Source organism: Pseudomonas syringae CC1557 (assembly GCF_000452705.1).
Lineage (GTDB): Bacteria > Pseudomonadota > Gammaproteobacteria > Pseudomonadales > Pseudomonadaceae > Aquipseudomonas > Aquipseudomonas syringae_F.
Genome location: NZ_CP007014.1, coordinates 2,842,613 through 2,857,702 on the forward strand (window position 1 = coordinate 2,842,613; position 15,090 = coordinate 2,857,702).

At 57.8% G+C, this 15,090-nt stretch carries 15 protein-coding genes, 1 tRNA gene and 1 pseudogene; 11 read left to right on the plus strand and 6 right to left on the minus strand.

All coding sequences use genetic code 11. The features are described 5' to 3' along the window. Nucleotide 1: 1 nt before the first annotated feature. The gene (locus N018_RS13035) at nucleotides 2–766 is read left to right on the plus strand and encodes a C40 family peptidase (RefSeq protein WP_025389886.1); all 765 of its coding nucleotides are present in this window, start codon (nucleotides 2–4) and stop codon (nucleotides 764–766) included. A 151-nt stretch (nucleotides 767–917) separates the two neighbouring features. Here the strand turns inward: N018_RS13035 and N018_RS13040 are convergent, their stop codons facing one another. Beyond that, nucleotides 918–1,178 (minus strand): hypothetical protein, encoded by a 261-nt coding sequence (locus N018_RS13040; protein ID WP_025389887.1) that lies wholly within the window; start codon nucleotides 1,176–1,178, stop codon nucleotides 918–920. 82 nt (nucleotides 1,179–1,260) lie between these two features. Next, entirely contained in the window at nucleotides 1,261–1,533 is a 273-nt protein-coding gene (locus N018_RS13045; RefSeq protein WP_025389888.1) for a hypothetical protein, read from the minus strand. Between the two features lie 155 nt (nucleotides 1,534–1,688). Between N018_RS13045 and N018_RS13050 the strand changes: the two genes are divergently transcribed. The 10 genes and pseudogenes from N018_RS13050 (at nucleotide 1,689) to N018_RS28380 (ending at nucleotide 12,056) form a co-directional block, all read left to right on the plus strand. After that, a complete protein-coding gene (locus tag N018_RS13050; RefSeq protein ID WP_025389889.1) occupies nucleotides 1,689–2,147 on the plus strand; it encodes a hypothetical protein in 459 nt (152 codons plus the stop codon). Between the two features lie 42 nt (nucleotides 2,148–2,189). Beyond that, complete coding sequence (locus N018_RS13055) at nucleotides 2,190–2,768, plus strand: tail assembly protein (protein WP_025389890.1); 579 nt, start codon at nucleotides 2,190–2,192, stop codon at nucleotides 2,766–2,768. A gap of 425 nt (nucleotides 2,769–3,193) precedes the next feature. Beyond that, nucleotides 3,194–6,901: a phage tail protein gene (locus N018_RS13065; RefSeq protein ID WP_025389892.1), complete on the plus strand. Its 3,708-nt coding sequence runs from the start codon at nucleotides 3,194–3,196 to the stop codon at nucleotides 6,899–6,901. A gap of 1 nt (nucleotide 6,902) precedes the next feature. Continuing rightward, nucleotides 6,903–7,205 (plus strand): hypothetical protein, encoded by a 303-nt coding sequence (locus tag N018_RS13070; protein ID WP_025389893.1) that lies wholly within the window; start codon nucleotides 6,903–6,905, stop codon nucleotides 7,203–7,205. Next, a complete protein-coding gene (locus N018_RS13075) occupies nucleotides 7,205–8,071 on the plus strand; it encodes a hypothetical protein (protein ID WP_025389894.1) in 867 nt (288 codons plus the stop codon). Before N018_RS13070 ends, N018_RS13075 begins: the two co-directional genes overlap by 1 nt. A gap of 15 nt (nucleotides 8,072–8,086) precedes the next feature. Continuing rightward, nucleotides 8,087–9,466: a tail fiber domain-containing protein gene (locus N018_RS13080; protein WP_025389895.1), complete on the plus strand. Its 1,380-nt coding sequence runs from the start codon at nucleotides 8,087–8,089 to the stop codon at nucleotides 9,464–9,466. Between the two features lie 64 nt (nucleotides 9,467–9,530). Next, entirely contained in the window at nucleotides 9,531–10,064 is a 534-nt protein-coding gene (locus N018_RS13085) for a glycoside hydrolase family 19 protein (protein WP_025389896.1), read from the plus strand. After that, complete coding sequence (locus N018_RS13090; RefSeq protein WP_025389897.1) at nucleotides 10,061–10,588, plus strand: DUF2514 domain-containing protein; 528 nt, start codon at nucleotides 10,061–10,063, stop codon at nucleotides 10,586–10,588. Before N018_RS13085 ends, N018_RS13090 begins: the two co-directional genes overlap by 4 nt. A gap of 12 nt (nucleotides 10,589–10,600) precedes the next feature. Next, a complete protein-coding gene (locus tag N018_RS13095; protein ID WP_025389898.1) occupies nucleotides 10,601–10,813 on the plus strand; it encodes a hypothetical protein in 213 nt (70 codons plus the stop codon). Next, a pseudogene (locus N018_RS28380) lies at nucleotides 10,810–12,056 on the plus strand (SGNH/GDSL hydrolase family protein). Before N018_RS13095 ends, N018_RS28380 begins: the two are co-directional and overlap by 4 nt. Before the next feature lie 16 nt (nucleotides 12,057–12,072). Here the strand turns inward: N018_RS28380 and N018_RS13105 are convergent. The 4 genes from N018_RS13105 to modC form a co-directional block, all read right to left on the minus strand. After that, nucleotides 12,073–12,423 carry a hypothetical protein gene (locus tag N018_RS13105; RefSeq protein ID WP_025389899.1) on the minus strand — a complete coding sequence of 117 codons (351 nt, stop codon included), beginning with the start codon at nucleotides 12,421–12,423 and terminating at the stop codon, nucleotides 12,073–12,075. 185 nt (nucleotides 12,424–12,608) lie between these two features. Next, nucleotides 12,609–12,694 (minus strand) — tRNA-Leu (locus N018_RS13110). A gap of 166 nt (nucleotides 12,695–12,860) precedes the next feature. Further along, complete coding sequence (locus N018_RS13115; protein WP_025389900.1) at nucleotides 12,861–13,916, minus strand: DNA topoisomerase IB; 1,056 nt, start codon at nucleotides 13,914–13,916, stop codon at nucleotides 12,861–12,863. Nucleotides 13,917–14,000: 84 nt separating this feature from the next. Further along, nucleotides 14,001–15,089: a molybdenum ABC transporter ATP-binding protein gene (gene modC / locus N018_RS13120; protein WP_025389901.1), complete on the minus strand. Its 1,089-nt coding sequence runs from the start codon at nucleotides 15,087–15,089 to the stop codon at nucleotides 14,001–14,003. Between the last annotated feature and the right edge of the window lies 1 nt (nucleotide 15,090).

Sequence of the window (15,090 nt, forward strand, 5' to 3'; positions counted from 1 at the left end):
CATGCTGAAATACATACTGGCGGCCGTGCAGGCGCATGCGGAGGCTGAGTACCCGCGCGAATGCTGCGGGCTGCTTCTGAGCGTGGGGCGAAAGCAGCAGTACTTTCCCTGCTCCAACACGGCGACCGATCCAAACGAAGAGTTCCGCATCAGCCCCGAGGATTACGCGGCGGCGGAAGATATGGGCGCCGTCATCGGCGTTGTCCATTCGCACCCGGATGCGACCAGCAGGCCTTCACCACGCGACCTGGCGATGTGCGAAGCGACGGAGATGCCCTGGCATATCTTGTCGTGGCCCGAAGGCGATCTGCGCACCATCGTGCCCACCGGCAATACGCCGCTGTTGAAGCGACCCTTCGTGCATGGTGCCTGGGACTGCTGGCAGGTCTGCGCCGATTGGTACAAGAGCGAGTTCGGCCTGGAGTTTGAAACATTCAATCGCACGGACGGCTGGTGGGAAAGAGCAGATGCGAAAAGCCTGTACGAATCCAATTACGAGGCCGCTGGTTTCGTCCGGGTCGATCAGCCGCAGCGCGGGGATATGATCGTGATGGAGGTAGGGCGGACCAAGCACCCGAACCACGCTGGCATCTATCTCGGCGCGGACGCTTCGCTGACCGGTAAAGAAAGCGGGGTTTTCGGCCCCGGTCCTTTTCTGTTGCACCACCTGTACGGCAGACCGTCGGAGATCATCGTTTTCGGCGGTCCGTGGTTGGACAGGACGCGCCTGATCCTCAGGCACAAAGATGCACAACCAACAACATGATGCGGCAGGCCGCTGGAGAAAGGCATGAATAAGGCAGTTAGTAGTGAAGCGTATAATTCGAGCGGTAAGCAGATGTGGATCTGCATGCCAGATGGCAGCTTTTTCATCAGCCAAAAGGCTGTTGATCAGACTAGCATCCAGCACTTGAAGCTTAGATCTTAGATTCGGCCTGCTTCGCAGCAAATTCCTCATCAGTTAAAACAATCGGGAGATTTTTCCCCGGGAATACCTTGTTGAAAACCTGAAGGGGATAATAGTCACCGACCCCCTGTTCGCGGCAGGCGTAGATGGCAGCGCCAATCCGCGCTGCTGCATGATCAGGGCTGGAGGCAGCCTGAGTGTGCGCTAGAGCCAGCACCAGGCTAGTGAGTTGGGCAATTGCATGCTCAGTGCTTATTTCTGGTTGAGACATATTTGAAGCTCCTTGCGTTATCCGCGCCGAAATTGGCGCTACCCCAGTCCTTGGGCTTACAGGCGAAGGGCTGGGAAATCCTTCAGCGTCTACCGGTTTTTTTCTCGATAGCTTTATTGAGCGCCGACTCGACAAAATCGTACGTTTGGCTATATGCCTCCATCCCAATCTCCCCCAGATGCTCTGTAGCAAGCCCGTCGTGTTGGGTTCGATTGAACTCGGAAGCCATGTGAGCAAGTTTGTGATCTGGGACCAAGTCAACCAGCACAGCGGCAAATGTTCTGAGAATTCCGATGGTGGCGCTTGTTACGCCAGCCTGAGCGTCCTGAACCATTGCAAATTCTTCCGGATCCATGCGCATCGCCTACAGGATAATGTGAGGCGCAAAGCTACTATGCCGATGGCGAGCCGCGTTACTGGTCATTCGACCACGCTGGATGGGTGGACAGTTCAAATGTGGAACCTAATAGTTGTAGGATCAGGCGGAACCCCACAACGGAAAGTATCACCATGGATGATGAATGCGGATTTATGATTTTTGAGATCATGCCTACGGATCTTGAACTCGTGATCGAGCGATGGGAATTTGAAGGGGCGCTGTCTTGCTCTGTCAACGCCATTTATGACACTAAATATGCGGTGTTTCGTCATCAGGAGGGCGTGAAAGCTGTCGTCACTATTGACAAGTGGCTCAAGACCCCAGGGTCAGAGGGATTTTGGAGTTTCAGATTTTCATCTGCAATCTATGACGATGGAAAAAACCTTCCAATGAATACTCATTTTTCTGGGTCTAGGTGGCGGTCAAAGAGCCAAGTCAATGAGCTCAAAGATATTCTCGCTAACGTCGGCCTTGAGCGTATCAGGCCATCGCCTATGCCTCTAGAGCTTGGATTGAGAGAGGCAGCTTTAGCCCTTGCACAGAGGTTTGACGTAATGCCTGATAAGGTGAAAATTCAAATTCACAACTGACTAAACCGCCTCCGGGCGGTTTTTTATTGCCCGGAGAAACACATGGCAGCCATTCATTACTCACCCATGACCACTATCAAGTTGTCGGGATCGCTGGCCCGCAAGTTCGGTCGTGTCCATCGCAGGCAGATTGACTCAGGACAGACTTGGGAGGTGTTCAAGGCTTTGAAGGCGACCCTTGACGGGTTCGCGGATGAGATTCGCCGACTTGACCGACTGGGCATGCGATTCGCGATATTTCGCAACGGTAAAAACGTCAGTGAGAATGGCTTCGGACTCGGAGGTTCTCGCGAGGTCAGGGTTGTGCCGGTGCTGCAGGGCAGTAAGCGGGGAGGTCTGATACAGACTGTCCTTGGCGTTGTCCTGATTGCAGCAAGCTACTTTGGAGCGCCCACGGCCCCTGTGGGCTTTGCCTTGCTGGCTGGCGGCGTGATCCAGATGCTCAGCCCGCAAGCCTCAGGCATAAAGCAGAGCGCGGCTCCGGAAAACCAGCCGTCCTACGCTTTCGGCAGCGCCAAGAACACAACGGCCAGCGGAAACCCTGTTCCGATCTGCATCGGTGAGCGGCGCTGGGGCGGGGCTATTATCAGTGCAGGCATATACGCTGAGGATAAAACGTAATTTACAGCTGAGATTGGCTTGGAGACGTGACCTTAAGCCGCCTCTTGAAACTTGATGTCCTTATGTATCGACCAAGCAACCAAAAGCCCCCGGCAACTACTATGCCGATTATTGAAAAGACCAAGTCAGCAATTTTCTCACCGGATTCTTGAGCTGTTAGGGGAGCGTTTAACATGATCAACGAAGTAGCTATAAAACTCATTACGGCTATAAGCCATAGATAAACTGACACCACATAGAAGGGTATCGACAAAACCGGGCGTATCCAGACGCGGGCCTTTCCCATAAGAAGAGACTTCCGTGATTCGTTAAGTGGGTGGGGCCCATGATAACCGTAATTTTTGCATCCCAAAAGCACGAATGATATCTAAACGCCATTGCCACATTCCGCCCGAGAGGCGGTTTTTTTATGCCTGGAGAAAAGCATGGGCGCAGCACTGAAGATCGATATCCACGGTGAGAAAGGCGGCAGCGCAAGTCCGAAGTCGCCGACCGAGGCTTCCGATAGCCTGCGCTCCACCAACTTGGCAAAGCTGCTCATCGCTGTGGGCGAGGGCGAGTTCGAAGGAACGCCGACGGCTGCCGACATTTACCTCGACAACACGCCGATCAACGATGCCAGCGGCAACGTCAATTTCCAAAACGTTAAGTGGGAATGGCGCACCGGCTCGGTTGATCAGTCGTACATCCCCGGCATTCCGTCCATCGACAACGAGACGACCGTCAATGTCGAGTTGCGAAACGCCTCGCCGTGGGTGCGCTCAATCACCAACACTCAGTTATCTGCCGTGCGTGTGCGTCTCGCATGGCCGGCGCTCCAGCAGCAGGACGATGAAGGGAATGTCGGCGGCTACCGCATTGAATACGCGATCGACGTGGCCACGGACGGCGGCAGCTACAAGGAGGCACTGCTGGAGGCCGTGGACGGCAAAACCACCACGCGCTACGAGCGTTCGCGCCGCATCGATTTGCCCGCCGCGACATCAGGCTGGCAGATCCGCGTCCGCCGCCTGACCGCCAACCAGAACACCAACAAGATTGCCGACACCATGCTGGTGGCCGGGCTCACAGAGGTCATCGACGCAAAGCTGCGCTATCCGAACACGGCGCTGCTCTACATTGAGTTTGATGCTGAGCAGTTCACCAACATTCCCGCAGTGACGGTCAAGTGCAAAGCGCGGAAATGGCAGGTGCCGAGCAATTACGATCCGTTTAACCGCACCTATTCGGGCGTGTGGGACGGCTCCATGAAAGAGGCATGGACCAACAACCCTGCCTGGGTGACATATGGCGTATGCACTCAAGACCGGTTTGGCCTCGGTAAACGCATCAAGCCGTGGATGGTCGACAAGTGGGAGCTGTACCGCATCGCGCAGTACTGCGACCAAGATGTCCCAAACGGAGTTGGCGGCTTAGAGCCTCGTTACCTATGTGATATGAACCTGCAGGGCAAGGTCAATGCCTGGTCCCTGCTGCGCGATATCTCCGGCATTTATCGGAGCATGACCTACTGGGCGCAAGGTCAGTTAGTTACGCAGGCCGATATGCCGCGCGCCCAAGACTTCGATTACGTCTTCACCCGCGCCAACGTCATCGACGGAAAATTCACCTACGGCAGTGCCTCGGCGAAGACACGCTACACCCGGGCAATCGTCGGTTACGACAACCCTGACAACAATTACGATACAGATGTCATTCCATTTGCCGATCCGGTGCTGCAGCGTCGATTCGGCGACAAGCCGACCGAGCTTACCGCGATCGGCTGCACGCGCGCTTCCGAGGCGCAGCGCCGCGGCAAGTGGGTCGTAATGAGCAACAACCAAGACCGCACCGTAAGCTTCAGCACCGGCATGGAAGGGGCTATCCCGCTGCCCGGTTACATCATTCCTATCGCTGATTCTCTACTGGCTGGGCGGGAGATCGGCGGACGCATTGCTGGTGCTGCTGGAAAAGTAGTAACGCTCGATCGCGACACCTTGGCAAAGGCCGGTGACCGTCTGATCGTCAACCTGCCCAGCGGCCAGGCTGAAGGCCGGACCGTTCAGTCCGTGGCAGGCAGGGCGATTACCGTCACTGTCGCTTACAGCGAGACGCCTACCACCCAGCTGCAATGGGCGCTGGATGCCGATGACCTGGCTATCCCTCTGTACCGGGTGCTGAGCGTGAAACGCAGTGCGGAAGGCGAGTACGCAATTACCGCTCTTCAGTACGAGCCAAGCAAGTTTGCCTACATCGACACCGGTGCCCGGCTGGAAGAGCGTCCGATCAGTGTCATTCCGATCACGGTCGTTCCATCGCCTGCCAGCGTTTCGCTGGCGTCAACGACGGCGATCGCGCAAGGCCTGGCTGTTACAACAATGACCATCAGTTGGCCCGCCGTGGCCGGCGCGGTTGCTTATGACGTCGAATGGCGCAGGGATAACGGCAACTGGATCAAGGTTCAGCGCACCGGTTCAACCAGTGTCGATATCACCGGCATCTATGCCGGTGCCTATCTCGCTCGCGTGCGCGCAGTTAGCGCTTACGACATCTCTTCGAGCTGGCGGAATTCGATCCTGACTCAGCTCAAGGGCAAGGAAGGGCTGCCGCCTGCTGTCACTTCGCTGACTGCCTCATCGTTGATCTTCGGCATCAAACTGAACTGGACCTTTCCGGCAGGTGTAGAGGATACGCAGCGAACCGAAATCTGGTACGGGCCAACGACCGACCTGGCCAAGGCCACCAAGCTGAGCGACCTGGCCTATCCCCAGTCGGAACACGTCATGCAGTCCTTGAAAGCGGGCGTGACGTTCTTCTTCTGGGCGCGACTGGTGGACCGGACCGGCAACATCGGACCGTGGTATCCGGTCGGTATCGGCGTCATGGGGCAGACCAGCAGCGATGCAGGCCCTGTTCTGGATCTGCTGGACAAGCAGCTGACCGAAAGCCAGTTCGGTGAACACCTGCTTGGCAGGCTCGAGCTCATCGACGGCGACGGACCTGGTTCCGTTAATGAGCGACTTGAAGAGCTCAAAGCCAATATCGGAGAAATCACCGATGCACTGGTATACGTGCCGACCGATGCCTACGTGCGCGATAACACCGTGCGAGTAGGTGACAACCTATGGACGGCCATTGCGGCAGTACCTGCGGCGGCCAACGGATCGAACGGTCCGCCGAACCCGACTTACTGGGTCAACACCGGGCAGTCGATTCGCTCGGCTAATGCACAGGCGGATCAGGTATCCAAAAACACAGCCAACATCGCGACGGTCGACGGCAAGACCACTGCGACAGCAACCCAACTGAATGCGCTGCAGGCCTCGTCGAGGGATGAAGGCGTAGAAGGCGAGATGGCCGCTGCTCTCAAAGCCTGGGAGGAAACAGCCAACTACGCGCAGGAAGTCAGGGTACGAACCGAAAATGATTTTGCGCAGGCTCAGCGCACAACGTTGCTGGATGCTCGGGTAGCGGGCAACGACGCAAAAATCAGCATCGTTGAAACAGCGCAAGCCACGGACAGGGAGGCGACTGCACAGCAGATCACGAACCTGACAGCGACGGTTACCACGAACCAGACAACGGTTCAGGCGGCCATTCAGTCCGAAGCGGCCACAAGGTCTAACGCTGACGGTGCGCTGTCTACCCGGATTGAGACGGCGCAGGCCAAGGCAAACGACGCGACCGTTGCGGTTCAGCAGACAACCAGCGCGCTGGCCACCACCAACAACAAGCTGGCCGGGATCTGGTCGGTGAGGATGGAGCTCACACAGAACAACATCCCTTACGCGGCGGGGTTTGGGCTTGGTCTTGAGAGCGGGGCGGCTGGCACGACTTCGCAGTTTGTTGTGCGGGCCGATACTTTTCTGGTGATGAATACCAGCTCGCAATCGCCGCAGTCGTTTTTCGGCATCACTGGCGGGCAGACATTCATTCGCTCGGCATTTATCGAAGACGGTTCTATCAGCTGGTTGAAAGTTGGAAACCTCCAGTCTTCTGACTATGTGGCGAACGTTAGCGGCTGGCTTTTTCCAAAGACCGGCCCCTGGCAGCTCAACGGAAGTATGGATGATGGGCGTAGGTCAACCATCAGCAACTCATCCATCAAGATGTATCACGCCAACGGTGTTCTTGGCATCGATTTGAGTCTTTGACATGACGGGGATAACGCTAAAAACCGCTGATGAACGAGTGCTGGTCGACATGACCATGAAGCTCAGTCAGACAATGGGTAGTGTCGATACGAACGGCGTTAATGGGGCAGTGACGATTCCAGCGCCGCCCCCTGGGAAAGCGGCCTACTTTATTCCTGTCCCGCTGGTGGATCTCCAGCGGGAAAAAGGAAAGAGGCCAGGCATTACGTTGTCTGGCACTTCGCTGTCTTGGGCTTATTCCTACAACACAAACGGTTGGGGTTACTTCTCGGCGAACTGTCGAATTTATTACGGGTATTACTGATGACTTCGTTGGTGGTAAATAAAGATACCGGTGAATTGTTGTTCGATACTTCCAGAATATGTTACGGACTGATTAAGAGCGGCTATCTGGTCGCCGGAGAGGTCTGGCAGAGAAAGGTGCTGCGGTCGGTTACAAACGATCCCGATCAGGGCGGTAGTTACATCGACAGCGCGCGAACAGGCGACCAGATGTTCACGACAACTGTAAATAGCCCTCGATCACCGATTGTGTTTCTCGTTGGTAAAGGGTGCCTGCAAGGGACGTCGATCAGCGGTTCAACTATGACGCTCCACTTCAGCGCAGCAAGTACCGCAACAAAGGCTTATGTGTTCGATCTGATGGCCGACAATATTCCCGGATCACCGTACCTGAAGACGTACACCGATCAGGGCGTATGCACCTTCAATTCCCTCCAGCCTCCCTTGAACGTGGTTGCGTCTGTCCAAGCTCCTGCGCCAGGCGCGGCGGACGCATGGAACCGTAGGCCTCTACCTTATGCGGGAGGGAGCTGGCAGGCCATCCGGCCCCAGACGGCTTCTGTCGATTTTCAGACTCACTTCGTGGTTGATATAGCGCTGGGGCAGGGAATCGAATATGCCGCTTGCTTGCCTTGGTCCCGCGCTGCTGCGGGCTATATTGATGCATCGATTACGGGCGTAAACGCCAAGGTTATCGGTTTCTCTGAAGGGGCTTATGGGCGCAACGGTGGTATCAGCTTCATGTTTGCACCAGCTGGCGCTACTTCCAGTATCGACTTGTCCAGTAACCAGTACAGCATCCCCGGCTCTCTGGCCAACCTTCCCTTGGATCGATATCCGCAGGCGCTTGTTGTTCCGACAGCGAACTTGCCATTCCCTTACAACTGAATTTTAAGGAACCTTATGCCTTGGTCGAGAGGCGGCACAGTTGCCGTAACCCAAAATTCCACGACTGTAACTGGCACTGGCACAACGTTCACGTCCTCAAGGATCGGCGATGCGTTCAATGCACCAGACGGCCGACGTTATGAAGTGTTCAACATCATCAGCGACACCGTGTTGGCAATTATCCCTGCTTATACGGGCGCAACTGTCAGTGGCGCTGCCTATTTCATTGAGCCAGTCCAGGGTTACCCGAAGGCGCTGACAGATGCTTTTAATACGGTAAACCAGCGCTGGGGTAATTCACTGGCAGCGCTGGGCACCACCGGCAACTACGACACACTGCCTGTTTTCAAAGGCGGCACAGGCCGCACGGACGGGAGAGCGCTGCTGCTCGAAGTCGGGGTACAGCAGGCGAGCGCCCTTTACAATGTCCAAGGCTTGTATATGGGGTGGAACTCCGCTGGAACCGGTGAAGGACACTTTATTGTCAACCGTGGTGGCGGCACCGGCGGGTTCACTTGGCGCTCCGTCAACGGTGCCAACACAGCGACCGGGCCGAGCATGACCTACAGCTACGACGGGCTGCTGACTGTGTCGTCGCTGTCTGTAACTGCGGCACCTATCGGCATCGCATCTGGGGGGACTGGCGGTAACAGCCAAACCACCGCGCGGAACGCCCTGGGCGTAGGACCCGAACAGGCACCGACGTTCGGCGGTATCGAACTTAGCAACACCAGTCCCTACATCGACTTTCACTACAACAAAACCGCAGCAGACTATGACGTCAGGCTCATAAACGCTGCCAACGGCGTCCTCACGCTGCAGGGGGCGTATGAGGTGACGGGACGACTGGCGTCAGCAGGCACCTGGTGCAGAGCAGGTCTGAGCGCCGGTCGAGGCGGCACGGTGTACAACTACAACTGGACCGGCTCTAACGTCGACGTCTGGATCGACAACACCTATGTCGGGACCATGACGCTGTTCGGGTCTGATTACCGGTTCAAGAAGTACATCGCCGCCGCCAAAGTGAAGTCGTACCTTGATCGGATCGATGCGTACAGGATCGTCACCTACCAGCGCAAGATTTTCGGCGCAGTGTTTAGCGGCGATGGCACCACCTACCAAGGCCTGATCGCGCATGAGGCCCAAGAGGTAAACCCGCTGGCCGTAACGGGCGTGAAGGATGGCGTAGACGAAAACGGCCAAGCACGGATTCAGCAGCTAGATCCGATGGCACTGATCACAGATGTGATGGGCGGCACCAAAGAGCTTCACGCCGAAACAATAGAGCTTCGCGCCGAGCTTGGAGCGCTACGTGCAGAGTTTGAGGCGTTCCGCACCGAGATGGCAGAGTTCAAGGCATCGATTCAGCAAGCACCCGAACCTGCCGCCGCGTAACACCTGCACAGCGACACCCGCATCCCGCCATCGAGCGGGTATTTTTTTGCCTGGAGAAACCCAAATGCCCATCACCACACAGCAGTTGCTGCTGATCCTACCGAACGCCGGCCAGAAAGCCGGCGTTTTTGCACCCGTCCTGAACACGGCGATGAGCAAGTACCAGATCGTCACCCGCCTGCGCATCGCGGCTTTCATCGCCCAGGTCGGTCATGAGTCCGGTCAGCTGCGTTACGTCCGCGAGCTTTGGGGGCCGACGACGCAGCAGTTGGCATACGAGGGCCGCAAGGACCTCGGCAATACCGTTGCGGGTGACGGCTCGAAATTCCGTGGTCACGGCCTGATTCAGGTGACGGGCCGGGCCAACTATGCCGACTGCGGCGAAGCGCTTGGGCTGGACCTGATCAACCATCCCGAGCTGCTCGAGCTGCCGCAGCACGCCGCGATGTCAGCGGCATGGTTCTGGCACCGGGCCGCGCTCAACACTCTGGCCGACAAGGGCGACTTCCTGACCATCACCAAGCGCATCAATGGTGGCACGAACGGCCTAGCTGATCGGCAGGCTCTGTACGCCCGAGCGCTTGAGGTGCTGGCGTGAAGGCCCTGCCGTGGAGGGCGGTGGGTTTGCTGCTGATTCTGCTGGCGATGGCTGGCGCACTGTACGGCGCATACCGGCACGGCGTGAGCGTCACCGATCTGGCCTGGCGGGCGAAGTGGGCCAAGGAAGTCGGCGCCCAATCCGAAGCGGTCGCCACCACGACTACCGAGTACCGAACCGAAGAGCAACGCCGCCAGAAAGCGGCCAACCAGGTGGCAAATGATGCGAGACAAGAACAGACCGCTGCACTTACTGATGCTGTTGTCGCTGACGCTGCTGGCGACCGGCTGCGCGTCGAAGCCGGAAAGCTGGCAGCCACCGCAAGTTGCGCCCCCGGTGATTCCGGAGCTGCCGAGCGAGGCAAGGCAGCCACCCGCGCCGCAATGGTGCTCTCCGACCTGCTCGGCAGGGCTGACGCGCGAGCGGGAGAACTGGCAAAGGCTTATGACCAGTCCCGAATAGCTGGGCTGGCGTGTAACCGCTTTGCCGATGAGCTATCCAAATCCTCGATTACCTCTGAGTAACGGAACAACAAAATGGCGACGACCCAGCTGATTCAGAAATACATGGGCCAGACGATGCTGATCGTCAAGGCGAACGGCGGGACTGTGATGGTCGAGAAAAAGGCCGGCGATATCTGGGTGGTGACTGACACCTTCACCAAGGACGGCGGCTACCTGCTGCAGCTCGGCAATTCTTCGACTCGTATTACACCCAATGGTGGCGCTGTCTTCGAGGTGACGCGATGAGCCTTCTGGTAAACCCTATCCCACGCCGGCAACCTATACGGCGTGGCCTGGGCCTGCTCGGCGATAGCTTCTCGGGCAACTGCCACACCATCGCTGCTACGGCATTCGGTACCGAGGCGTATGGCTACGCGGCTTGGATCGCGGCGCACACCGGTCTGTTTCCCAGCTACGTCGACAACCAGGCTGCTGCTGTCGCGCACGAACGACAGCACCACCGCAGGTATGAGCCTGGCTGACACGAAAGCCAACGTGATGAAGGTCGTCACCGCGTTCCTGAACACGCCTGGTAAGCACCTAATAGTTGGCACTGGTACGCCTCGGTTCGGTAGCAGGGCACTGGCCGGGCAGGCGCTGGCTGAGGCGATCGCCTACAAGGACTGGGTGCTGAGCTATGTCAGCCAGTTCGTGCCGGTGGTGAACATCTGGGACGGCGGCTGAGGCGATCGCCTACAAGGACTGGGTGCTGAGCTATGTCAGCCAGTTCGTGCCGGTGGTGAACATCTGGGACGGCTTCACCGAGGCCATGACGGTGGAAGGTCTGCACCCGAACATCCTGGGTGCCGACTTCATCAGTTCGCGAGTGGTGCCGATCATCACCGCCAACTTCGAATTCCCGGGCATCCCGCTGCCCACCGACGCTGGCGATATCTACTCGGCCATTCGCCCGTTCGGCTGCCTCAATGCAAACCCGCTGCTAGCGGGCACCGGAGGTTCTCTGCCTGCTGGCGTGAATGCTGTGGCCGGCTCTGTGCTGGCGGACGGTTACAAAGCCGTTGGCTCTGGCCTGACAGGGATCATTACGCGGTGGTACAAGGAGCCTGCCGCCTATGGTGAGGCGCAGTGCATCGAGCTGCGTGGCAACATGGCGGCGGCGGGTGGCTACATCTACGTGCAGCCCACGGCCAACGTGGTACAGAACAACCTGGCGGCCGGTGACGTTATCGAAATGGTGTCGGCGGCAGATATCGTTGGGTCGTCGCGCGGCATACTGGCCTGGGAGGCTGAGTTGACCATCACCAAGACGGTCAATGGCGCATCTTCCACGTTCTACTACCGTTCGATGGACAAGTACCAAGAGCCGTTCACCATGCCCGCCAGCTTCTCCGGGCAACTGGAGACCCAGCGTGGGATGATTGATCTGAGTGAAACCGTGATCACGTCACGCATGGGCCTTTACCTGGCTGCCGGTGTGGCGCAGAACTCAACTGCCAAGGTCGCGCAGTTCGGGATCCGCAAGATTTAAACCTCAGGCATGACGCCTAAACATTGCCTTGCCCAGCCCAGTTCTCGGAGCTTACGCCCGCGTCGAGAAGCAACGTTCGGTGCTGATGCAAAATGCGCTTTAGTGAGTCGATCTTCCCCCAGGAATCACAAGAGTCACGAAGTAGATCCGATATCCGGCTATCAGCAGCTTTTAGCTTGATCCTGAGCTTGTCACGCTCGAGCGCTGCATCGTTGTGCATGTCGACGAGCTTCGTGACGTGCTTGCGATATCGGTCTACCTCATCGCGCAACAGCCTATTTTCTTCCGATACTAGGTGCGCGTGTTGCTTGAGCATCTGCTCCTCCGTGGGGCAGAACGGCCAGTCTTCGGCGTAGTCGATGTTCATGATGAGTGTTTCTCAATTGCTGTATAGGCATACAGTAGTCGAGTACTTCAGGTTTGGGGAGTGGTGTTCGTCGGCAGGACGCCGGAGGATAGGTTTTACGACGAATTGCGGTGCAGCATTAATTATTGCGGAGCATGAAGCTCAAGGGGGATGTGACTAAAGCCACGTAACCCCTTGATTTTAAATGGTGCCCCGAGCCGGGGTCGAACCGGCACGTCCAAAGGACGAGGGATTTTAAGTCCCTTGCGTCTACCAATTTCGCCATCGGGGCGGTAGCGCCAAGGCAGGGAATATATACACCCGGCCCCTATGAAGCAAGCATGAAAGCACCTCAAATGCCTCGAGATATCGCTTTCCTGCCTGACAGAAATGCTTGGCAAATCATGAAGCTACACATAATCACTGCCTCAACGTCTGAACTGCGTACCCGATAGTGCTCAGGATTTGCCTTCTTTCGCTACTACGCCCACCTTGTCCGCCAATATTCGCAGGTAGCTGGCCAGTGCCACTTCTTCCAGGCGTAGCCCTTTGCGCTGCCTGGAGCGCGGAAGCTTGGCCAAATTCCCTAGCAGAAAGCCTTCCAGCACGGCCGGGTGGATGTAGCATTTGCGGCAGATGGCGGGGGTGTTGCCCAGTTGTTTGGACACCGCCTTGACCATGTCGACGATGTGTCTTTTGGCGTCGGCTTCCGGTTCCCAGTGCAGCTTTTGCAGGGTGGCCAGTGCTAGTGCGCTGGCAGCCCAGGTGCGGTAGTCCTTGGCGGTGAAGTCGGCGCCGGTGAGGCTTTGCAGGTAGGCGTTGATGTCCGATGAGGTCACGGCGTGGCGCACGCCATCTTCGTCCAGGTACTGAAAAAGATTCTGCCCCGGCAGTTCCATGCAGCGTTTGATCACAGCGGCCAGTTTGCGGTCTTTTACGCTGACCTTGTGCTCAACGCCGCTTTTGCCGCGAAACTCGAAGAGGATCTGGCCGCCTTTGACCTCGACGTGTTTGTTGTGCAGCGTGGTCAGGCCATAGGAACGGTTTTCCTTGGCGTACTGGCTATTGCCGATGCGGATCAGCGTCGCGTCCAGCAGCGAAACGACCGTGGCCATGACTTTTTCCCGGCCCATGCCCGGCTGGGCGAGTTGTGCTTCGATCTGCTTGCGCACCTTGGGCAAGGCGTGGCCGAAGTCGATCATTCGCGAGTATTTATCCTGATCGCGAATCTCGCGCCAGCGCGGGTGGTAGCGGTACTGTTTGCGACCGCGAGCGTCACGTCCGGTGGCCTGCAAATGCCCCATCGGGTCGGCGCAGATCCACACGTCGGTGTAGGCGGGCGGCACCGCGAGGGCGTTGATGCGCTTGATTTCTGACTCGTCCTTGATGCGCTGGCCCTGGGTGTCGAAGTAGGCGAATTTGCCGCGCAGTATTTTGCGCGTAAGGCCCGGCTGAGTGTCGTCTACGTAATGCAGGTCACTGGCGGGCTGGCTGAGGGCAGTCGAGTCAGGCATGGCTAAATTCCGAAGGCAGTTAAAAACACTGACCGCGACGTTTTACCGTGGTGCCGTTTATTTCCATGCAGCGCCAGGCCATGGCTATGCCAGTACGGCAACTGCCTTGATTTGCGCCCACAGTTGCTGATCCCGGTGCAGCCTCAATTGGTCTCGTGAATAGCGGGTGATGCGTGCCAGCAGGGGCGTGCCGCCTGCGTCCAGTTTCACCAGAACATGTGCTGCGTTGTCGGCGGGCATCTCTTCAAGCACGGTGACCGGCAGTCGATTGATAATGCTGCTCTGGTCTTCGGGTTGCAGGTTCAGGCTGACGTCGCGGGCCTGCACCTTGATGCGCAACAGGGTGCCTGATGGCATTTCGGCATGGGTGACGCGCATGCACAGTTCGCTGCCGGGCAGGGTGACGCTCAGCAAGTGGTAATCGCGGTCATAGGCACTGACCAGGCCTTCGATGACCACGCCCGCGTCGTCGCCCATGGCCAGCGGCAAGTCGAGTCGCGCCAGGGTTTCCTGAATGGGACCACTGGCAAGCACCTTGCCTTCTTCAAGCAGTACAAGATGGTCGGCCAAGCGTGCGACTTCGTCCTGGGCGTGGCTGACATACAGCATGGGGATTTCCAGCTCGCGGTGCAGGCGCTCCAGGTACGGCAGGATTTCGCTTTTGCGTCTGGCGTCCAGCGCTGCCAGCGGCTCATCAAGGAGCATCAGGCGTGGACTGGTCAGCAGGGCGCGTGCAATTCCGGCCCGCTGGCGTTCTCCGCCTGACAGCTTGTCCGGGCGCCGCTCCAGCAGGTGGTCGATACCGAGCAGTTCGGTCGCCTGCTTGAGCTTGATGCTGCGCTGTTGGCGCGGAATGCGGTTCATCCCGAATTCAAGGTTTGCCCGCACCGACAGGTGCGCGAACAGGCTGGCTTCTTGAAACACGTAGCCAATAGCGCGCTTGTGCGGCGGCAGGAAGATGCCGTTGTCGCTGTCCTGCCAGACTTCATCGTGAACGCGAATAAAGCCTTGTTGAGCTTTCTCCAGGCCTGCGATACAGCGCAGGCAGGTGGTTTTTCCCGAGCCGGACGGCCCGAACAGCGCGGTGATGCCCGAGCCTGGTAGGGTCAGATCGGTACTGACGGTGAAATCGGGGTAGGCCATTTCCAGGCGCACTTCAATCGGCGAGGCCATG